At 67.8% G+C, this 21,014-nt stretch carries 16 protein-coding genes; 6 read left to right on the top strand and 10 right to left on the bottom strand.

Going from position 1 to position 21,014, the window contains the following annotated elements; genetic code table 11:
* Window positions 1-49: 49 nt before the first annotated feature.
* A complete protein-coding gene (locus tag ASC87_RS21365; protein WP_056667065.1) occupies window positions 50-883 on the top strand; it encodes a c-type cytochrome in 834 nt (277 codons plus the stop codon).
* Between the two features lie 62 nt (window positions 884-945).
* Here the strand turns inward: ASC87_RS21365 and ASC87_RS21370 are convergent, their stop codons facing one another.
* Window positions 946-1,920: a hypothetical protein gene (locus tag ASC87_RS21370; RefSeq protein WP_056667068.1), complete on the bottom strand. Its 975-nt coding sequence runs from the start codon at window positions 1,918-1,920 to the stop codon at window positions 946-948.
* 413 nt (window positions 1,921-2,333) lie between these two features.
* Window positions 2,334-3,548: an MFS transporter gene (locus ASC87_RS21375; RefSeq protein WP_056667071.1), complete on the bottom strand. Its 1,215-nt coding sequence runs from the start codon at window positions 3,546-3,548 to the stop codon at window positions 2,334-2,336.
* 94 nt (window positions 3,549-3,642) lie between these two features.
* On the opposite strand from ASC87_RS21375, the gene ASC87_RS21380 reads away from it, so the two are divergent.
* Window positions 3,643-4,773 (top strand): glycerophosphodiester phosphodiesterase, encoded by a 1,131-nt coding sequence (locus ASC87_RS21380; RefSeq protein ID WP_056667075.1) that lies wholly within the window; start codon window positions 3,643-3,645, stop codon window positions 4,771-4,773.
* A gap of 12 nt (window positions 4,774-4,785) precedes the next feature.
* Here ASC87_RS21380 and ASC87_RS21385 read toward each other — a convergent pair whose 3' ends face one another.
* Window positions 4,786-6,012: a DUF445 domain-containing protein gene (locus ASC87_RS21385; RefSeq protein WP_056667078.1), complete on the bottom strand. Its 1,227-nt coding sequence runs from the start codon at window positions 6,010-6,012 to the stop codon at window positions 4,786-4,788.
* Between the two features lie 213 nt (window positions 6,013-6,225).
* Between ASC87_RS21385 and ASC87_RS21390 the strand changes: the two genes are divergently transcribed.
* Together ASC87_RS21390 and ASC87_RS21395 are read left to right on the top strand one after the other, a co-directional pair.
* Complete coding sequence (locus ASC87_RS21390) at window positions 6,226-8,856, top strand: TonB-dependent receptor (RefSeq protein WP_082568823.1); 2,631 nt, start codon at window positions 6,226-6,228, stop codon at window positions 8,854-8,856.
* Window positions 8,857-8,888: 32 nt separating this feature from the next.
* On the top strand, window positions 8,889-12,176 hold the full coding sequence (locus tag ASC87_RS21395; protein ID WP_056667081.1) for an ATP-binding protein: 3,288 nt from the start codon (window positions 8,889-8,891) through the stop codon (window positions 12,174-12,176).
* A 76-nt stretch (window positions 12,177-12,252) separates the two neighbouring features.
* Here ASC87_RS21395 and ASC87_RS21400 read toward each other — a convergent pair whose 3' ends face one another.
* The 6 genes from ASC87_RS21400 to ASC87_RS21420 all read right to left on the bottom strand — a co-directional run bounded on the left by ASC87_RS21400 (window position 12,253) and on the right by ASC87_RS21420 (window position 18,356).
* Entirely contained in the window at window positions 12,253-13,674 is a 1,422-nt protein-coding gene (locus ASC87_RS21400; protein ID WP_056667082.1) for a glycoside hydrolase family 43 protein, read from the bottom strand.
* Window positions 13,675-14,102: 428 nt separating this feature from the next.
* The gene (locus tag ASC87_RS21405) at window positions 14,103-14,981 is read right to left on the bottom strand and encodes a GyrI-like domain-containing protein (protein WP_056667085.1); all 879 of its coding nucleotides are present in this window, start codon (window positions 14,979-14,981) and stop codon (window positions 14,103-14,105) included.
* A 181-nt stretch (window positions 14,982-15,162) separates the two neighbouring features.
* Window positions 15,163-15,735, bottom strand: coding sequence for a Holliday junction branch migration protein RuvA (ruvA, locus tag ASC87_RS21410; RefSeq protein ID WP_056667088.1), 573 nt, complete (start codon window positions 15,733-15,735; stop codon window positions 15,163-15,165).
* The gene (locus ASC87_RS21415) at window positions 15,732-16,385 is read right to left on the bottom strand and encodes a response regulator transcription factor (RefSeq protein ID WP_056667628.1); all 654 of its coding nucleotides are present in this window, start codon (window positions 16,383-16,385) and stop codon (window positions 15,732-15,734) included. The genes ruvA and ASC87_RS21415 overlap by 4 nt, the downstream gene beginning before the upstream one ends.
* Window positions 16,386-16,464: 79 nt before the next feature.
* Window positions 16,465-16,602, bottom strand: a complete 138-nt coding sequence (locus ASC87_RS33325; protein ID WP_369820781.1) for a hypothetical protein — start codon at window positions 16,600-16,602, stop codon at window positions 16,465-16,467.
* Window positions 16,554-18,356: a sensor histidine kinase gene (locus tag ASC87_RS21420; RefSeq protein WP_235582237.1), complete on the bottom strand. Its 1,803-nt coding sequence runs from the start codon at window positions 18,354-18,356 to the stop codon at window positions 16,554-16,556. Before ASC87_RS21420 ends, ASC87_RS33325 begins: the two co-directional genes overlap by 49 nt.
* A 115-nt stretch (window positions 18,357-18,471) precedes the next feature.
* On the opposite strand from ASC87_RS21420, the gene ASC87_RS21425 reads away from it, so the two are divergent.
* Complete coding sequence (locus ASC87_RS21425) at window positions 18,472-19,425, top strand: PhoH family protein (protein WP_056667092.1); 954 nt, start codon at window positions 18,472-18,474, stop codon at window positions 19,423-19,425.
* Between the two features lie 5 nt (window positions 19,426-19,430).
* Window positions 19,431-19,877, top strand: coding sequence for an rRNA maturation RNase YbeY (gene ybeY, locus ASC87_RS21430; protein WP_056667095.1), 447 nt, complete (start codon window positions 19,431-19,433; stop codon window positions 19,875-19,877).
* A 17-nt stretch (window positions 19,878-19,894) separates the two neighbouring features.
* Here ybeY and ASC87_RS21435 read toward each other — a convergent pair whose 3' ends face one another.
* Window positions 19,895-21,013: a magnesium transporter CorA family protein gene (locus ASC87_RS21435; RefSeq protein ID WP_056667099.1), complete on the bottom strand. Its 1,119-nt coding sequence runs from the start codon at window positions 21,011-21,013 to the stop codon at window positions 19,895-19,897.
* Window position 21,014: the final 1 nt, after the last annotated feature.

Raw genomic sequence — 21,014 nt, forward strand, 5'->3', positions numbered from 1 at the left:
AGGAACAATTGGCGTGCCCGGGAGGCGCGTGTCTTGCTGGCATGCCGGCATGAGCAGGATCCTGTGGGGCACGCTTGCCGCCGCCGTGGCCACGGCCGGTGCCGCCACGGCCGTTGTGACGTCCGGGCTGTATGACGTGGGCGCCACGAAGGAGCACACGCAGTTCCTGTACTCGCTGATGGAGTCCACGATGCATGCATCGGTGCGCCGGAGGGCGGCGGACATCGTGCCACCACCCCTCGCCGCCCCGGCGCTTGTGGCCGAGGGGGCGGCCTGCTTCCGCGACCACTGCGTGGTGTGCCATGGGGCACCCGGCGTGGCCCAGGGTGCCGCGGGCCAGGGCATGCAGCCGTTGCCGGGCCCGCTCGTCGATGCCACGCGCCGCTGGCGGCCGCGTGAGCTGTACTGGATCACCCGCCACGGCATCAAGATGAGCGGCATGCCGGCGTGGGAGTTTCGTTTCACCGACCAGACGTTGTGGGCCGTGGTGGCGTTCCTGGACCGCCTGCCCGCGCTCAGCGCGGCGGATTACGGCACGCTGGCGGCTTCGGCGGGCCCATGCCCCGCCGGTGACCCGGCCCGCGCGCTGCCAGCGCACGAGCGCAGCGCGCGTGAGCAGGCGCTCCTCGCGCTGCGCCAGCACGCCTGCACCGCATGCCACGACATCCCCGGCGCCGTCGATTCCGAACCCCTGGTGGGGCCGCCGCTCGCCGGATTCGGCCGGCGCACCACCATCGCCGGCGTGGTGCCCAACACCCGGGAGAACCTCGTGCGGTGGATCCAGTCCCCGGCGTCGGTCAAGCCCGGCACCGCGATGCCGGCGCTGCAGGTGGGCAACGAACACGCCCGCCAGATGGCGGACTACCTGCTCGGATTGAAATGACGCCGGTCATTGGCCGATGCCAGCGCAGGCAGATCAGTTGGCGCTGCGCAGGAGCCGGGTGTTCACCATGACGGGACACCTGCAGCCCTGAGTGGGTAGGCCGCTTTCGCGCTGGCCGTGTGCATCGAGGCCAGGAGCTCGACCTCGAAGCCGGTGATGCCTCGACAAAGGAAGATCGACCGGCCGCGAGGAATGGGTGGCAGTGAGGGCCCCAGTGCTGCGAAATCGGCCAGTTTGCAACCCGACGCACTGACCTCCAGCGTGTCCCAGTCGGACGCGAGCTGCGCCAGGTTGTCGCAGAGGCGGAAGTCCATGGCGGCGTACACCTCGCGACCGATCTCGCTGCGTGCCAACGCCTTGGCACCGATGGCATTGATGTGCACCACGTCATCCAGCCGCTGGAGTTTCAACAGGTCGCGTCCGTCGAATGTGGCGCACACGATCACATCAGCACCGCGCGGATCGACCGATGGGCCCGCTGGCAACACGTCCAGTGACAGTGTTTCGCTGCATCGGCGGATGAATCGCGCCACGGCAACGTCGCTTCGCGAAACGATGCGGACGGATCCCACGGGCCGGCTTGCCGCGATGCAGGCAAGCTGCGTGTACGCCTGCAAGCCGGCGCCGATGATCAGGAGGTCCAGCGGCGTGTCATCGGCGCCGCAGGCGGCCTGGACAGCCAGCGCCCCTGCCGCACCGTTGCGCCAAGCCCCCAATTCGCGTCCGACGTGGAGCGCAACCAGCGCGCCATCGGAGGTGCGATAGAGCGTGGAGACATCGATGTTCCGGCCGTGTGCCTGCTGGCTCGAGTAACAGCGAAAACCGTGATGCCCGTCGTCGCCCCCTGGGGCATCCCCCCAGCCGAACACCTTCGCATGCCCCGAGGCCTGCTCGACGTGCCTCACGGCCTGCGGCCGGGAACCTGCCCGCGCCATGGCGGCGGCGAGCAGTCGCACGCAAGTGGTTGGTGACAGGATCGCGCCGATGTGAGCGTCGGTGAAGATGAAGGGGCTTGGCGCGTCCTGGGCCTTCGCCACGCTACTCACCACGGTAAAGCGCCCCGCCGCGCAGGCGACAGCCACTCAGAATGGGTGATGGGGGAAATCCTGTTGCTGCCATGATCTGTCCTTCAAACTGCATCTGCCGTGCTGGTTGACCATATCAGGAGATTATTTCCTCCCTGCTTTTGAATACCAGCGCCATCCGAGCCAGACAGAATGAACGAGTCGAATATTTCCGGCGTCGGATCTCGTGTTCCGGGATTGAATATCAAGGGCGCCCGCCGTGGCGCATCCTGTGGCGAGGTATTCTTGACTCTACATTGGGCTTCGGCCGGCCGGTCCCCCTAATCGCCAGGGGTTGACAGTTCATCGGGGAGATGGGAATTCCGTGTTTTATCGGAATACGGTCGAGGAAATACTCACGTCGAATACGCTTTGAGACAATTGACCTAATCGGCTGAATGGTCATGAGCCGATCCCGGGGCATTTTCCCTGTGCCGCAGGCGCTGTCCGGGGTAAGGCGACACGAGCCACGCGCTCGCGCCGCACAGCACCAGCATGGCGAAGGCCAGCGGCGCGGTGGACGGTCCGGCAAGGAACGGCGCCACGGCCTGCGTGCCGAACGCACCGGCCAGCAGGATGGCCAGCATCATCATCGCCGACGCCCGCCCCATCTGCGACGGAGGCAACGCCAGGGCCTCGCTGAACGCTGCCGGGCCGCGGACGGCCAGGGCGCCGCAGAAGCCGCACCAGAACAGCACCACCACCGCAAACGGCAGCCGCATGAGCAGTGACCCGGCGAGCAGCGCCGCGCAGAGCGCCACGTGCAAGGCGGCCCCGAGGCGGATGGCCCCGGCCGGGCCGAGGGCCTTCGCGATGCGGCCGGACTGGCTTGCCATCACCATGAACGTGGCCACGCTGCACACCTGCAGCGTGGCAAACGCCGCGTTGCCGAGACCGAACGCGTTGACGGCCATCTGCGGCGCACTGGCGACGAACGTCAGCAGCGCACCGAAACACAACGCATGTGACAACGCGACCCGCACGAACTTGCGGTTCGACAGGATCAGGGCGTACCCGGACTTGACCGTGCGATCGAGCCCGGGCATTTCGCGCGGCGCCACCCGCACCACGAACGGCATCACCGCGAACGTGACGGCCGCGAGCACCCAGAACGTGCCGCGCCAGTCGGTCACGAGCAGCAGCGCGGCGCCGAGCACCGGCCCGGCCGCGGGGATGATCGACTCGATCATCGAGATGGCGGCCAGGCCGCGCACTGCGTCGATGTCGTCCAGCGTGGCCCGCACCACCGACGGGGCCACCACCGTGGCGGCCCCGGCCGCGGCGCCCTGCACGAACCGCATCACGAGCAGCCAGCCGATGTCGGGCGCAAGCGCACAGCCGGCGCTGGCCGCGGCCAGGCCACCCACCCCCAGCATCACGCAGCGGCGCGGGCCGAGCCGGGTCAGCGCCTCGCCCCACAGCAGCTGCGACGCCGCCAGCCCGGCGAGGAACACCGCGATGGTGGCCTGGGCCAGGGTCACGCTCGTGCCGATGGCCGCCTGCAGCGAGGGCACCGCGGGCAGGTACAGGTCCATCGAGAGCATGCTGGTGCAGGTGATGAGCGACAGCGGCAAGATCGTGCGAAGCGCGGGGCGGGACATGCTTGAGGTTTCCGGGGAGGGGGTGCAGGATAGGTCATGCCGCCGTCACCGGGGCCTCGTATCGTCCCGAGATCCGCACCCGAGGAACCCACCGATGAACCTCCGCTCCCTCCGTTCGTTCGCCGCGTTGGCGCTGGCCGCCGCCCTCGTCACCCCTGCCTCTGCCCACGGCCACGATCGTCCCCCGGTGCCGGCCAAGCCGCTGCTGATCGGCCACCGCGGCGCGAGCGGCTACGTGCCTGAACACACGCTCACGTCGTACTGGCTGGCCATCGAGCAGGGCGCCGACTTTGTCGAGCCCGACCTCGTGATCACGAAGGATGGCGTGCTCGTGGCCCGCCACGAAAACGCCATCGCGATCCTGAACGCCGACGGTACGGTGCGCGAGGCCACCACCGACGTGGTGGACCGCCCCGAGTTCGCAGACCGCAAGACCACCAAGTCCATCGACGGCACGGCCATCACCGGCTGGTTCGTCGAGGACTTCACGCTGGCCGAGCTGAAGACACTGCGCGCCCGCGAGCGGCTGCCCCAGGTGCGCCCGGCCAACGCCCGGTTCGATGGCCAGTTCGAGATCCCCACGTTCGAGGAGGTGCTGCAGCTGGTGGCCCGCGCGAACGACGGCCGCCGCGGCAAGCGCCCGGTGGGCGTGTACCCCGAGACCAAGCACCCGAGCTACTTCCAGGGCATCGGCCAACCCCTCGAGGAACCGCTCGTGCGCCTGCTCCACCGCTACGGCTACACCGGCAAGAACGCCCCGGTGATCATCCAGTCGTTCGAGACGCAGAACCTGCGCAAGCTCGCCCGCCTGACCCGCGTGCCCCTCGCACAGCTGCTCAACGGGTCCGGCAAACCATACGACTTCGTGCTCAGCGGCGACCCGCGCACGTACGCCGACCTGGCCAAGCCCGCCGGCCTGGCCGACATCGCGACCTACGCCCAGGGCGTGGGCGTGAACACGAACCTGATGATCCCGCTCGTCAACGGCCGCCTCGGCACACCCACCACCCTCGTCGCCGACGCCCATCAGGCCGGCCTCGTCGTGCACGGCTGGACGTTCCGGGCCGAAAACGCCTTCCTGCCGAACGAGTTCGATGCGGGCGCCGACCCGGCCGCCTACGGCGACCTCGCCGGGCAGATCCATGCGTTCCTGCGCCTGGGGATGGACGGGTTCTTCACCGACCAGCCGTTCCTCGGCCGCCAGGCCATCGACAGCTTCAAGTGACGCACGCTGCCGTCACCCGCCCCGCAGGAGTTCGGTGACGGTGTGGATCAGCAGGCCCGCGAGCCCGCCCACCAGCGTGCCGTTGATGCGGATGAACTGCAGGTCGCGGCCGATGTTGCGTTCGAGCTCTCCGGTCATGTCGTCGGCGTTCCAGCTGGCCACGCGGTCCACGATGTAGCGGCGGATGTCCTCGCGGTAGTGGTCGATCCAGCGCGGTGCGGTGGCCAGCAGCTGGGCGTCGATCCAGCCGCGCATGGCGTCGTCCTTCTGCAGCTGTTCGCCGAGCGCACGGGTGGCGTCGGCCACGCGCGCGCGCAGCGTCGAATCGTCGCGCGCCAGGTCCTGGCGGGTCCACTCGATCACCTGGCTCCACAACCCGTGCAGGTAGGCCGCGAGTTGCGGGTGCCCCAGCAATTCGGCCTTCAGGCGCTCGCCCTTCTCGCGCATCGCCGGGTCGTGCTTGAGGTCGTTGATGAACCCGCCCATGAAGGTATCGAACCGCTGGCGCAGCGGGTGGGCGGCGTCGGCCCCCATCTCGCCGATCAGGCGCACCACGCCCGCCACCATTTTTTCGGTGGCGAACCGGCCGGCCGCGTTGTCGAGTCCCACGAACCGCAGGTACTTCACCTCGGCGGCCACCACCTCGGCCACCTCGCGTTTCAGCGTCTCGTCGTCGAGCACGTGGCCCAGCTGCCTCAGCGCCGCGTCGAGTACCTGCTGGTGGCGGCCGTCGGCGGTCATCACGTCCAGCATCTCGCCCAGCAGCCGCGTGCTGTCGACCCGGTCCAGCCGCGCGATGACCGTGGTGCGGAAGAAGTGGCGCACCGGTTCGTCGTCGAGGGCCCGCAGCGCATGCGTGAGCAGCGCGCCGAGGTGCACCGACACCTGCTGCGCATGGGCCGGGTTGGCCAGCCAGCCGGCCAGCCTGTCGCCGGCGCGAAAGCCGCGCAGCTTCTCCAGCACCTGCGCCGTGCCGAGGAAGTTCGAGCAGATGAAGACCGCGAGGTTCTCGCCGATGCGGTCCTTGTTGCTCGGGATGATGGCGGTGTGCGGGATGGGCAGCCCGAGCGGGTGGCGGAACAGTGCCACCACCGCGAACCAGTCGGCCAGCGCACCCACCATCGCCGCCTCGGCAAACGCGGCCACGTAACCCCAGGCGGGGTGCCGCGCCTGCAGCAGCGACGCGACGGCGTAGACGATCGCGGCGCCGGCCAGCAGCGCCATCGCGATCCACTTCATTCGAGCGAGGTCGTTGGAACGGTGTGTCGGCAACGGCGGCTCCGGCGAATGGCGTTGAGGTGCCTGAGGTGCCTGATGAACGGCATTGCGGAGCGCACGATCGCGTGGCGGACCTGCGCCATCCTGTCCGTCAAGATTCATGTTGATGCTCACTTTCCCCGATTGGAACGCACGGCTTGAACAGATAAGGTCGTTGTCAGAGGTAAAAGTTTGATGCGCAGCACTTCCTCGCGGTTTTGGCAGTATGGGTGCGTTGCAGCCGCGCTGGCCCTGGAGTACGCGGGCGAGTCACGTGCCCAGCCGGCGGCTGCTGCTCCGGTGGCTGCCAGCGATCCCATCGACAGCGCCGAACTGCCCCGGGTGGTCGTGACCGGCGTGCGCTCGAGCCTGGCTACCGCACAGGACACCAAGCGGCAGCGGATGGAAATCGTGGATGCCGTGGTGGCCGACGACATCGCGAGGTTGCCCGATCTCAGCGTGGTCGATGCGCTCCAGCGCGTGACCGGGGTGCAGATCACGCGCGACCGGGGCGAGGGCGGAACGGTTTCGATCCGCGGCCTGAGCCAGGTCGTGACATTGCTGAACGGCCGCGAAGTGTTCACGGCCGGCCCCGGGCGGGCGCTCGACTTCGCCGACATTCCGTCCGAGATGCTCTCGGCCATCCATGTCTTCAAGACGTCGACGGCCGGTCAACTCGAGGGGGGGATCGGGGGCACGATCGACCTGCGCACGCGGCGGCCGTTCGACTTCGCTGGCCGCACGCTGGTGACATCGGCACGGATGGTGCACGGCGACCTCGTCGGGACCGCCAAACCCCAGGTGTCCGTGCTGGCGAGCCAGCGTTGGAACCTCGAGTCCGCGGGGGAGTTCGGCGCGCTGTTGAGCCTGGCGCATCAGCGGCGCGCATTTCGGGAGGACCAGAAGAGCAGCGGCACGCCTGTGCCGCGCACCAACCTGGTCGCCGGCCAGACGATCGTCGCGCCGAGCGGCACCTCCGAGACCCGCAGCATCGGCGAGCGCCGGCGTTCCGCGGCCGATCTCGTGCTGCAGTGGCGGCCGACGCCGGCGCTCGAGTGGCATGCCGAGGCCAGCTATGCGCAGCTTCACACGCGGCAGGACTCGCATCAGATCAATGTCGGCGCATCCGGCACGGCAGAACCCGGCAGCCTGGAACTGTTCCCCGGCACCAACGACGTGAGCCGCGTGACCTGGACGAATGCGCCGATGTCCGTCCTCAGTTTTGCACGCGACACGGTCGACCGCACGCGCCAGTTCGCGGTGGGGGGCGACTGGCAGGGCGACGCGCTGCGCGTCACGGGCGACGTGAGCCATACGAGGAGCTTCAACGACCTGTTCTTCAGCGGGCCGCTGTTTGGCGGCACGGCCGCCGCCTTCACCCACGACCTGACGACGCGTGTGCCCGGCACCAGCGTGAGCGGCACCAACCTGAACGATCCGGCGAACTTCAGCTTCGCCAGCCATGCCTTCCGCAAGCGGCCGTTCGATGGCGCACTGACCGCCTGGCGGCTCGACCTGGAGCACGAGGCCACTGCCGGGGTGCTCAAGTCGGTGTCGGCCGGCGTGCGCGTGGCGCGGCGCCGCGCCTCCAATCGCACGGGCCTGATTTTCGGCGACGCCACCATCACCGGCCTGTCGGCGGCCGATCGCCCGACGCTGGTGATGCCGAACCCCTATGGTTTCATGCCGGGCGAGGGCTCGCAGAGCCTGTCGGAGTTCATGGTGGGCAACCTTGACCTGGCGCGCGACCCCGGGGCACTGCGCGAGGCGATCGGGCTGGCAACGCCGCTGCCCGATGCCGGTGGACCGCTGGGCACCTGGAACTTCGACGAAAGGACCCAGGCCACCTACCTGACGGCCCGCCTCAAGGCGCCCACGCTGCCGCTGGAAGGCGAGATGGGCCTGCGTGTGGTGCGCACGCAGGAATCGTCGTCGGGCTTCCAATCGATGCCCGGAGCCGGTGGCGTGGCGCCGATCGACGTCGACAGCCGCTATACCGACTGGTTGCCAAGCATGTCGCTGCGCTACGCCGGCCAGGGGGGCCTGGTGCTGCGGGCGGCAGCGTCCAAGACCATCACGCGGCAGAACTTCGACCAGATGTCACCGTCGCTGTCCTTGCTGCGCAACCCGGTGAACCCCGAACTCAACCAGGGCCTGGCCGGCAACCCGGAACTCAAGCCGGTGCGCGCGACCAACCTCGACTTCGCGGTCGAGCGCTACTTCAGTCCCACCACCGCGGTCCACGGCACGCTGTTCTGGAAGAAGGTGGACGGCTTCGTCGCCAATGAAAGCAGCGACGAGGTGCACGACGGCGAAACCTATCGCGTCACCCGTCCGCGCAACAGCCTGCCCGCGGACATCAAGGGGTTCGAGCTGGGTTACCAACAGTTCTATGATGCGCTGCCGGAACCCCTGCGGGGCCTCGGCCTGCAGGCGAACTACACTCATGTCGACAGCCGCACCTCGCTGGCACCGGGTGGCGCCTCCATGCCGCTGCAGAACCTGTCGCGCCACAGCGTGAACCTGATCGGGATGTATGACATGGGCAGGATTTCGGCGCGTGTCGCCTACAACTGGCGCAGCAAATTCCTCAGCGGCCTCACCAACATCGTCGGGCTCGGACAGGTGCCTTCGTATACCGCCGCCTATGCCTGGGTCGATGCGTCGCTGCGCTATCGCTACAACGAGCAGGTCACGCTGACCCTCGAGGGCACCAATCTGTTGCGCACGATGCGTCGCTCCTACTATGGCGCGGACACGCGTCCCCAAAGCGTGTGGCTCAACGATCGCCAGATCATCGGGGCGCTGACCGTGAGGTTCTGGTGAGTCCGCCACATCGTGCATTGATGCCCTCAAGAATGACCAGCAGCAGGGCCGGCCTGCGGCTGAAGATGATCCTGATGCTGGCCGTGGCGTTGCTGCCATGGCTCGGCAGCGCCGCGCGTGGGGCCACGATCGACGAGTGGCGCGCCGAGGCGGCCCGCGTGCGCCTGCTGGCCGAGAACGATGTGCCCGGCGCCTACAAGGAGGCCCAGCGCCTGCAGGCTTCGTTGCCGCAAGATGCCTCCGCGGTCGACCGGGCGCGCGTGCTCAACGTGTTGTCGCGAACCGAGACCTACCTGGGCCTGACGGACGCTGCGGCCGAGCACGCCAAGGAAGCCTTCGACATCGCGGCCAGCCAGGGCGACCGCATCGGCCAGGCCGAAGCCGACCTCAACACCGCGTTGAACTCCATCAACCAGGGGAGGCTCGACGAGTTGGTCCGGGCCACGCAGCACAGCGTGACCGTGCTCGAAGGCATCGACAGGCCCGACCTCCTGGGCGAAGCCATGCTGCGCACGACCGTGATGTACCGGCGTTTCGAGCAGTTCAACGAAACGGCCGCGATTGCCGTGCAGGCCATGGAGATCGCCCGGAGGTCGAACAACGCGCTGGCCATGACCTACGCCCACCAGGGATTGGCCGTTGCCTACGACCAAAGCGGGCGGCCCGCAGAGATGCGGGAACACTATCAGCACATGCGTGAGCAGGCCAAGGCAGCGCAGTCGAAGATGCTCGAGGGGTTTGCCGTGTCGGGATTGGCCGGCGCCTCACTGGCAAGCGGGGACCTGGTGGATGGTGAGCGGCTGTCGCGCACGGCGTTGGCGATGTTCCGGGAGGTCGGGGGGCCCTTTGCCGAGGCGTTCGGCCTTTACCAGTTGGCGACGAACCTGAGCCGCCAGAAGCGTCATGCCGAAGCGGCGGTGGAGATTGGCCGGGCCATGGCCATCTTCCGGACCTATCCCAACCGCATCGGCCAATGGTTCGGCCTCAATTTCGAGAGCGAGAATCGCCAGACCCTGGGGGACATGGCTGGCGCCAAGGCCGTGGCCGAGCGCGCCTACGAGATCGCCAAGGAACTCGGGTTTGCGATCTACAAGAGCGGCAGCGCGAACCGCCTGGCGGACATTGCGGCGAGCGCGGGCGACTTCCAGCGCGCCTACGAACTGCGCAGCCAGGCGCGCCAGTTGACCGCCCAGATGACCAAGGAAGGGGCTGGCGAGCGCATGGTGCAGATGATCAGGCGCTACGAAACCGAAGGCAAGCAGCGCGCGATCGACGAGCTCACGCGGCGCAACGAGCAGCAGGTGGCGCAGCTGCGCCAGCGCGAACTGCAGCAGCGCTGGCTGTGGACCCTGCTGGCGGCGGTGGTGTTCGTCCTCGCGGGTGGTGCGGTGTTCATGGCGCGGCTGCGTCATTCGCATCACCAACTCCAGGCGCTCAACTTGCAGTTGCGGCAATCCGAGAACGACGTGCGCGCGCTCAATGCCGGCCTCGAGCAGCGCGTGCAGGCGCGAACGGGCGAATTGCGCCAGCAGGCACGCTACCTGCGCACCCTGATCGACATGCTGCCCATGTGGGCGTGGTTCAAGGACACCGGCAGCCGTTACCTGGTGGTGAACCAGGCCCATGCACAGGCGCGTGGGCACTCCGCCGATGCGATGGCCGGCAAATCCGACCTGGAGCTGCTCCCTGCGGCGCTCGCGCAGCGGCAGATCGCCGACGACGCGGAAGTGATGGCCTCGCACGAGCGCAAGACCACCGAGGAATGCGTGGACGGCGATGGCGAGCCGGTCTGGATGGAGACGTACAAGACCGCGGTGCTCGACGACGACGGCACGCTGCTGGGAACGGTGGGCGTGGCGCGCAACATCAGCGACCGCAAGGCTGCCGAGGCGGCCCGCGAAGCCGCGCTGGCCGAGGCTCGGCAACTGGCACGGCAGCGCAGCGAGTTCCTGGCGCAGATGAGCCACGAGCTGCGCACACCGCTCAATGGCATCCTGGGCTTCGCGCAGATCCTGCTGCGCGACAAGGCATTCACCGAGCGCCAGATGCGCGGGCTCAAGATCATCGAGGAGAGCGGTCAGCACCTGCTGACCCTCATCAACGACATCCTCGACCTGGCGCGCATCGATGCCGCCAAGCTCGAGATCTACCCCACGGACGTGAACCTGTCGGGCTTCATGCAAGTGGTGTGCGACATTGTGCGCGTGAAGGCCGAGGAGAAGAGCCTGCTGTTCTTCTTCCAACGCGAGCCCGACCTGCCTGTCACGGTTCGCGTGGACGAGAAACGCTTGCGGCAGGTGCTGCTCAACCTGTTGTCCAATGCGGTCAAGTTCACCGACCGGGGGCAGGTCACGCTGACGGTCTCGTGCCTGTCGCCGTCCGGTGGGGCACCAAGTGATTTCGCCCGCCTGCGCTTCGAGATACAGGACAGCGGCATTGGCATGAACGAGGCGCAACTGGCGCGGTTGTTCCAGCCCTTCGAACAGGTGGCCGAGGCCAAGCGCCGCGAAGGCGGCACGGGGCTCGGGCTCGCGATCAGCAGGCAGCTCCTGCGCCTGATGGGTGGCGAAATCGAGGTGCGCAGCCAGCCTGGCGTGGGCAGCAGTTTCTCGTTCGAGATCGAGGTGCCGATCGAGAGGGCGCGCGCGCGCGCGCTGCCGGTGCATGCCGCCGCGGTGGGCTATGAGGGCGCGCGCCGCCGGATCCTCGTGGTGGACGACGTGCAGCAGAACAGGATGCTGCTGCTCGATTCACTGGGCTCGCTGGGTTTCGAGGTGGTCGAGGCCAGACACGGCGCGGAGGCGATCGAGATGGCTGCGCGCCGCGTGCCAGACCTGGTCATCCTGGACATGGTCATGCCGGTGATGGACGGTTTCGAGGCGGCGCGCCGGCTGCGTGCGGCGCATGGTCCCGGCCTGCCCATCATCGCCGCCTCGGCGAGTGCGAGCCCGCAGTTCGCGGCCGACAGCCGCAAAGCAGGTGCCGATGCCTTCGTCGGCAAGCCGATCGAGCAAGTGGTGTTGCTTGAAGCCATCGGCCGCCTGCTGAAACTGACTTGGCTGCACGAGGCCCCGCCTGCCGCGCGCGACGAGGAGGCCGGGCTGGACGACACCAACCTCGTGGCGCCGCCCAACGCCGACATCGTGGTGCTGCAACACCTGGCGCTCACCGGTGACATGCGCGCCATCTGTGACGAGGCGGACCGGCTGAAGGGGCTGGATGCGCGGTATGCCGCCTTCAGCACACGCTTGCGTGGCCTGGCTGAGAACTGCCAGTCGAGGGCGGTCACGGCGATGCTCGACCGCTTCAGCCGTTGCTAGGGGTCTGTGCGGCAGAGGGAAGGCCCGAAGGGTTGGGCCTGAAGCGCGCAGGCCTCACGGCCTGCGCGCACCTCCGTCAGTTCGTCACATGGAAGGTCGCATCGCTGCGGTCGATCTGGTTCTTGATGGGATCCAGGCGTGGCAGGAAGCTGTAGTGGCGGATGTAGAGGGTCGGGTCGCTGTACGCCTGGAAGGAACTGGCGCTCGTGTCAGCCAGTCCCGGCACCTGCTTGAACGTCGCGTCGGTGGCGAACTGCGGCGATCCGTCATAGGGCGCCAGCTCGAAGACGAAGTTCTTGTGCCGCAGGTAGTAGCCGGGGTAGTTCACCGAGGCGAAGGACACATAGCCCGTGTTGTTCGCCAGGCCCTTCACCATCCGGAACTTCGAATCATCCAGCGGCGAGACGTTCGGATCGAGGCGCACCGTGAAGTTGGAATGACGCACGAATCGGTCCGGAAAGTTGGACGACTGGATCCGGTTGATGGGTGTGGCGCCGCCCCACTGCGTGGTCAGGCGGGTCATCTCCGCGGCGCTCAGGTTCAGGATGCCACCATGCCGCTTGCGGTCCGCACCCAGGTTGTACGAACCCGACGGCACGGCCTGCCAGTTCTGTGCGCTGCCCATGTTGATCGATGTCAGCGGCAGGTAGCCCTTGTTCGCGGCGTACTGGTCGACCCACATGCCCCACTTGTTCTCACCGTTGAACTTGTAGAGGACGGGGCCTTCGACCATCTTGCCCGTCAAACCGATCTGTGACAGGTCGCCGATGGTCGTCCAGGCGCCCAGCACCGATTGGCTGCCTTCGATGGTGATCTGGCCATCACCGGAGGCACGCACGTACTTGAAGCCGCCGACGCTGCCCGCGACCTCGATGATCTGCGTGTCGATGATGCCTTGCGTGCCGGGCCGGTCGATGTACATCTGCGGCGCGGTGAAGGTGCGGAAGTCGGTCGTCTTGGCGTAGTAGATGCGGGGCTTGTCGGTGCCGTTGAGCGGCGAGATGGTCGCCCAGTACACGATGTACGCATTCGATGCCGGGTCCCAGATGGCCTCGGGCGCCCATGCGCAACCGGCGTTCGGGATGGCGCCCGCGACATCGACCAGGCGCGGCGCGGACCAGTGCACGAGGTCCGTGGATTCCCAGATGACCAGCTTGGTGCTGCCCGCATGCATCGCGGCGTCCCAGCCCTTGCCGTTGGCAATGCGCAGGTCGGTGGCGAGGATCCAGAACTTGGTGCCGTCGGGGGAGCGCACGATGGCGTGATCGCGCACGCCCTTTTCGCCGACGGTCGACATGAGGACCGGCTGGCTGTTGTTCAGGTCCGTCCAGTTCAGGCCGTCGGTGCTGACGGACATGTAGGTTTGCTCACCCTGCGGGGATTCGCCGGTGAAATGAACCAGCAGGTAGCCCGCCGACTGCGCCTGCGCGCCGCCGAAGGCAGCGGCGAGCAAGGTTGCGGCAACGGCTGACCGAATCGATCTCAGAAACGTCTTCACGGGTGAACTCCTGACTCCATGCAAAGAGCAGCCTTCTCGCTGATGTCTTGCCATTGGGCGGTAGCGTCGAAAGGCTTGCTCAACCCCCGTCACCGCAAGTGCAGCGTCGTGGGCAGGATGCCTTCACGACTTGACGGGGCCCATCGCTTCTCGCTCATTCGGCGAGATCGCGCAGGGGATGCTATGGAAGCGTTGGGCGAAGGGCCAATCTCTTTTTTGTGTGCCTGGATACCGGATTGGATATTTCCGTGGATACCCCTACCGCCCATCGCAACGCGGTGGCGACTTCGTCACGGAAACGCTGAAGAATTCAAGTCGTGCCAAGGAATCACGCGTTGATTTCAATGTGCTCCGGACTGACGTCCGAATGAAATGTTCAGCGTTTCCGCAGGGCCTGCTCACGCTGCGCAAGCCATCTGGCTTGCCCCCTACCAGGCGAGCGGCAGTTCGATGTCGGTCAGCAGGTCCGCCGGGGCCGTGTCACGCGGGTTGTTGAGGTACTCCTCCACCACCGGCGCATCCGCCGGTTCGAGGCCCGAGGCGGGCAGCCACTCACCGAACAGCCAGTCGTACGCCGCACGCATCGACGCATACGGGCCGCGGTAACGCAGCACCGCGCAGCGCCCGGCGGGCAAGACGTGGCGCCCGAGCGGGGCGGGCAGCGCTTGGGTGACGTCGAGCAGCACGGCGGCTTTCGACCTCAACAACACCTCGTCCTTCGCGGTGGGGTCGTCCAGGTAGATCCCGAACGACCGCAGGCCGGGGCGCATCAGGCCCGACGCGGCCAGGCCACCGTAGAGGCGCTCGAACGCGTGGCCGATGTCCATGTACGAGCCGGTGTGGTCCACCGTGACGAGCGCGCGGGCCGGCCGGTCCTGCACGTCCACGTCCCAGCTCGCGGCGCGGGGTTTCAGGCGGTCGGGTCCCGTGGCGTCGGGCAGCGGGGCGTGGGCGCCTTCCTCGCGGTAGCGGGCGGGCGGCAGGCCGTACACCGCCTTGAAGATGCGGGTGAACGACTGCACGTTCGGGTAGCCGGAGCGGCGGGCCACGTCGGCCACGGGCATCGTGCCCTGGGCCAGGTCGCCGGCCGCGCGGTGCAGGCGCAGCCGCTTCACCGTGTCGGCCACTGTTTCACCGTGCACCGCGTGGTACACCCGGTGCCAGTGGTGGGCCGACAGGTGGGCCACCTCGGCCAGTGTGTTCAGGTCGAGCCGGTCGTCGAGGTGGGTGCGGATGTACTGCCGCACCCGTTCGAATCGGGATTCGTAGGCCGCCGCGGCGGGGCGTTCGAGGGTGGTGGTGGACATCGGGAGGGCCTCCTCAAGCTGACAGGATGCCATCTTGGCCCGACCGCGTTTGACAAATCCTGCGGACTTCAGCGCGCAAGCAAGCGAAGCGAAGCGCCCGATCAAGCCACCCGCGAGGACCGGCTCCGCCGGCCGACCCGGGGTCGCCCCCCGGGGGCAGGAGCGAAGCGACTGGGGGGCCCTATTTCCCTAGCGATTTGAGGGCCTGCTTGATGCCGTCGCTCACGCTGACATCAGCAGGCAGGCTCTTCAGCGCCAACGAGGCCTCGCGGTCGCTGTAGCCGAGGGCCACCAGCGCCTGGAGGATGTCGGCCTGGGTGTCGTTGGCCACGTTGGCAGGCAACGCCAGGTCGGGGCCGAGCTTGCCCTTGAGTTCGAGCAGCAGCCGTTCGGCGGTCTTCTTGCCGATGCCGGGCACTTTCACGAGCCGGCCGCTTTCCTGCAGCGAGATGGCCTGGGCCAGCTCGGCAACACTCAGCCCGGACAGGATGGACAGCGCCATGCGCGGGCCCACCCCGGTGATCTTGATGAGTTGCCGGAACGTGGTGCGCTCCGACGCGGTCAGGAAACCGAACAGCACCTGGGCGTCCTCGCGGACCACGAAGTGCGTGAGCAGCGATACCCGCTCGCCGAGCGCGGGCAGGTTGTAGAACGTGCTCATGGGCACGTCCACCTCGTAGCCGACGCCATTGACGTCGACGAGCACCTGGGGCGGGTTTTTCTCCGCCAGCTGGCCGGACAACCGCCCGATCATCGGCGGAAAAGGCCCAGGCGCTGCGCCTCGAGGGCCGCTTCCGCGCGGGAGCTGACGTTCAGCTTGCGGTAGATTTGTTTCACGTAGTCGGCGATGGTGTGGCGGGACAGGTTCAACTGCACGCCGATCTCGGGCAGCGTGAAGCCCTTGGCCACCCACAGCAGCACCTCGTTCTCGCGGTCGGTGAGCGAGACGTGGGGCAGGTTCTGCGGGCGTTCCTGCGGCTTGTTCTGGGCCGCGAAATAGGCGATCACGCGCCGAGCGATGGACGGCGACAGCGGCGGTTCGCCCTGGCTGATGCGCTGCAGCTGTTCCACGAAATGCTCGCGGGGTTGTTCCTTCAGCAGGTAACCGAAGGCGCCGGCCTGCAGCGCCGGGAACAGGTGGTCGTCGTCGTCGTGGATGGTGACCACGACGGACTGGGCTTCGGGCTGGTTCTCGCGCAACGCGGCCACCACGTCGACGCCGGACCCATCGGGCAGGCCCAGGTCGATCAGGGCCACCTCGAAGCGTTCGGCGCTGACCAGCGCCAGCGCGTCGTGCACGCGGGCCGCTTCCGACACCTGGGCATTGGGGAAGACCTGAAGGGCCAGTGCCTTCAGCCACGAGCGGATCTCCGGGAGATCTTCGAGCAAGAGGATTTTGTTCATGGTCATACCCGTGAGGTGGATGCGCGCGCGCGGCGCAGAAACCATCGTAACAGCCTGTGCGCCACCCGTGGTCGTGTGCCTACAGCGGCAGGGTGAGGCGGATCACGGTGCCATAGCCCGGACCCGACTCCACGAGGCACTGCCCCTGCATCTGCTTGGCGCGGTGTTTCATGCTGGCCATGCCGTGGCCTCGGTCGAGCTTGCCATCGAGTTCCATGGGAATGCCCTTGCCGTTGTCCTGCACGACGAGCACGAAATCGTGTTCACGAGGGTGCACCGCACCTTGCAATGCGAGGCACCGCTGTGTTTGATGACGTTGCTGATGGCCTCGCGCAGGATGCGGGTGGTCTGCACGAACGCGCGGGCGGACAGCTGCTGCGTGAGGTCTTCGTTGGGGCTGCGCCAGTCGGCCTCGACACCGGCCTGGCCCAGCCGCAGCACTGTTTCGGCCCGCCAGTCGGCCAGCGCGTCGGCCACCGGCAGCGGCTTGCCGGTGAGGCCCTTGACCGACAGCCGCATCTCTTCGAGGGCTTCCCGCGCCAGCGACGAGATGCGCTCGGATTCGCTGGTGTGCACGATGGTGAGCAGCTTGGCACCCAGGTCGTCGTGCAGGTCGCCGGCGATGCGCTTGCGTTCCTTTTCGGTCACCTGCTCGACGCGCAATTCGGCCATCTGCGCGTAGTTGCGCTCCATCTCGGCGGTGGCCTCGGCCACGCGGCTTTCCAGCGAGTTGCGCGCGGCTTCGGCATCCTGCAAGGCGCGGCTGAACGAGCGCAGTTGCCGAGTGCCCAGCACCACGAACACCACGGGCATGGCAAAGTGGGAGAGGTGCAGCCGCAGCGGGTCGAGCAGGTTGTGCTGCACGGCACGTTCGACCAGCAGCAGCGCGCCCATGCTGACCACCGTGATGCCCATGGGCCAGAATTCTTCCCGGCGGTGGTGCCAGATGGCGTACAGGTAGAGGCCCATCGTGGCGATGGCCTCGCACACCATCACCAGCTGCCACGCGCTCATCACCACGAACAGCCGGTTGGGGCCGGCGAGCACCAGCGTGAGGGGCACCACGAGACACTGGAGCGTGAGACCGATCTCGAGCGTGCGCGAGCGCAGGTTCGCATAGCTGAGCATGAACTGCACGCCGAGTGCGGTGACCAGCGCCCAGCCGGCGCCCGAGAGCAGTTCCACGGTGGCGTTGTCGAACGGCAGGTCGCGTGCCAGCATGCGCATGGCCATCACGTTCCACATGAGGGTCATGAGGCCGAACCACAGCAGGTGCGGTTCGCGGCGGTTCAGCCACCCCAGGCACAGCACCAGCAGGCCCAGCATGGTGGTGCCCACGGTGATGACTTCCAGCACCGTGAGGCTCCAGAAGCGGTCGGACGCGTATTCGGCTTCCAGCACCGCCTGCGGGCCCACCTTGACGGCCGAAAGGCCACCGGCCCGCTGGCGGGTGGACACCTTCTGCAGTGCATACCCCATCACCTTGATGTCGAGCTCGTTGGCGCCATCGCGCAGCAGCCCCGACGGCAGCGTGACGAGCTGCGGGTAGTGGCAGTTGCGGGTGACCGGCTCGGTCATGCGGCCTCCGCTGTGGATCAGGTGGCCGTTCAGGTGGACCTCGGCGTTGCTGCAGACACGTTCGATGTAGGCGGCCAGCAGGCGGTCGGGGTGGGCCGGGGCGTCGAACGTGAGGCGGTACCAGACGGGGCCGTCGGCCTTGGGGCGGCTGGCCCACCAGTCGTCCGGCAGGCGCACCTTGGTGGCGGGCCGGTCGGCCGGGAAGCTCAGTTCGGGGCCGGCCACGGCCATGGCCGACGTGAGGATGCGCAACTCCCCCTCGAGCAGCACCGGCGGCGGGTCGGCCTGCGCCCGGCAGGGCAGGCACAGCACGACGAAGGCGCACAGCAGCAGGCCGCGCAGCAGGGCGGCCAGGCGGGAGGCGACGTGGACGGGGCTAAGGCGGGGGCGCATGGGCGGTGATTGTGCAGGAGGCCGCCATGCAGCTGCCTTCGCAACGGGCGACAATCCGCGCCGAGCCCCTTCTTTTCGCTGGGGGGCCGCTTGCCCTGCCCAGAAAGTACGCCCTGTGATCCTGCGCCACGAGTTCCTGCCCCTCGACAACACCCGGCTGTCCAACCTGTGTGGCAGCGTGGACGCCCACCTGCGGGACATCGAGTCCGTGCTGAACGTCAGCATCTCGCGCCGCAACGAGTTCTTCCGGGTGGAAGGTGCCAAGGTCGCGGCCGAACGGGCCATGGCGCTGCTGCTGGCGCTGTATGCCCGCGCGGAGAAACCCATCCCGCACGAGGACTTCCAGCTCGCGCTGATGGACACCGAACGCGGCCGCCCGCCGAAGCCCGATGGGCGCGACGCCGAACCGCAGCTGCGCACCCGGCGGGCCGACCTGATGGGCCGCACCGACAACCAGCGCCTGTACCTGCAGAACATCCAGCACCACGACATCACCTTCGGCATCGGCCCGGCGGGCACCGGCAAGACCTTCCTGGCCGTCGCGTGCGCGGTCGATGCGCTCGAACGCAGCGCGGTGCAGCGCATCATCCTGTCGCGGCCTGCCGTGGAGGCGGGCGAGCGCCTGGGGTTCCTGCCGGGCGACCTGAGCCAGAAGGTCGATCCGTACCTGCGCCCGCTGTACGACGCGCTCTACGACCTGATGGGGTTCGACAAGGTGGGCCGGGCCTTCGAGAAGGGCCAGATCGAGATCGCGCCGCTGGCGTTCATGCGCGGCCGAACGTTGAACCACGCCTTCGTGATCCTTGACGAAGCGCAGAACACCACCCGCGAGCAGATGAAGATGTTCCTCACCCGCCTGGGGTTCGGCAGCCGGTGCGTGGTCACCGGCGACGTGAGCCAGATCGACCTGCCGCGGGGCGTCGACAGCGGCCTGATCGACGCCGAACGGGTGCTGCGCCGCGTGCGTGGCGTGGCCACCACCCGCTTCACGTCCGCCGACGTGGTGCGCCACCCGCTGGTGGCCCGCATCGTCGAGGCCTACGACATCGCGTCGAACGACCGGAGCTGACCCCGATGGCACGCCCCGACCTCACCCTGTCGCTCCAGTTCGCCGACCCGCGCCACCGCGCGCACCTGCCGCGCCACAAGGTGATCCGCTGGATCCGCGCGGCGCTCGAAGCGCCCGCCGAGATCACCGTGCGCATCGTCGATGCCGAGGAAGGCCAGTCGCTCAACCGCGACTTCCGCCAGAAGGACTACGCCACGAACGTGCTGACGTTCGACTACAGCCACGAACCCGTGGTGGTGGCCGACCTGATCCTGTGCGCGCCAGTCGTGGAAACCGAAGCCGGCACCGAACAGGTGACCCTCGAGGCGCACTACGCCCACCTGCTCGTGCACGGCACGCTGCACGCGCAGGGCTACGACCACGAGGAAGACGACGAGGCCCGGGCCATGGAAGCCCGCGAGACCGAGGTGCTCGCTGGGCTGGGGTTCGCCGACCCGTACAGGCCCGAGTGAACCTTCCGTGGCGCGGCCTACGGCCGCCGGCCGGTGCTGAGGTAGCGCTTGCGCCAGAAGAACCAGCCGAGCGCGATGCCCACGAACGCCATGAAGGTGGAGGCTAGCCACACGCCGGTGTTGCTATGGATCAGCGGCAGCGTGTCGAAGTTCATGCCGAAGAACCCGGTGACGAGGTTCAGTGGCATGAAGATGGCGGTGAGCACCGTCAGCGTGCGCATGATGTCGTTGGTGCGGTTGCTCTGCGCGGAGAAGTGCATCTGCACCGCGGCCTCGGCCGACGACTCGAGCCGGCGCACATGGGTGAGCACCCGTTCGATGTGTTCGAGCACGTCGCGCGAACGCACCCTCAGCAGCTCGCGCTCGCGGTTGGCCTGCGGCTCGGTCTCGCCGGGCCACTCGTCGAGTGCGTCGATCCACTCGACGATGGCGCTGCGCTGGTCTTCGCAGGTGTCCTCGAGCATGTGCAGCGCGTTGCGCGATTCGAGGAACACCTGCCAGCTGTCGAAGTGGCTGCGCGGGTTCAACAGCTCCTGCTGCAGGTGACCGAGCTGCTTGGTCAACAGGCGGCGCAGCTCGAGGTAGCTGTCCACCATGTGGTTGATCATGCGGAGCATCAGGTCGGCCGGCGTGGTGGGCAGGCGCAGCACGCTTGCGCGCTGCTCGGTGCGGGTGTCCACGCCCAGCGTCATCTGCTGCAGCTTGTTCGCGAAGAAGTCCCGCACCATGCAGTCGGTGGGGTGCACGGTGAGCAGCACCCGGTCGAACACCGCAAAGCCCACCGGGCTGGTGTCGATGGACGCGAGGGCCACCTTGGCGCTCGACGGGGTGCCGGTCTGGTCGTCGAGGAACAGGCCGTTGGTGCCGGTGCCCGCGGCCAGGCGCCGGAACACCATCAGGTCGTACCACGAGGTGTAGTCGAAGTGGGACGGCAGCTGGTTGTTGAGCAGGTCGGAGATGTGCAGGTCCACGAGCTGGCCGCCCGTCCAGCGCTGCAACGCGGCCTGCAGCGTGGGGGTGTTGACCTCGAACTCGCGCCGGGCCGACCCGATCCAGAGGTAGCCGGTGGCCGGCAGCTGCGCCGGCAGTTCGTCGAGTTCCGTGAACTGGTCGGATCGGATGTGGAAGACACGCATG

Source organism: Rhizobacter sp. Root1221 (assembly GCF_001425785.1).
Lineage (GTDB): Bacteria > Pseudomonadota > Gammaproteobacteria > Burkholderiales > Burkholderiaceae_C > Rhizobacter.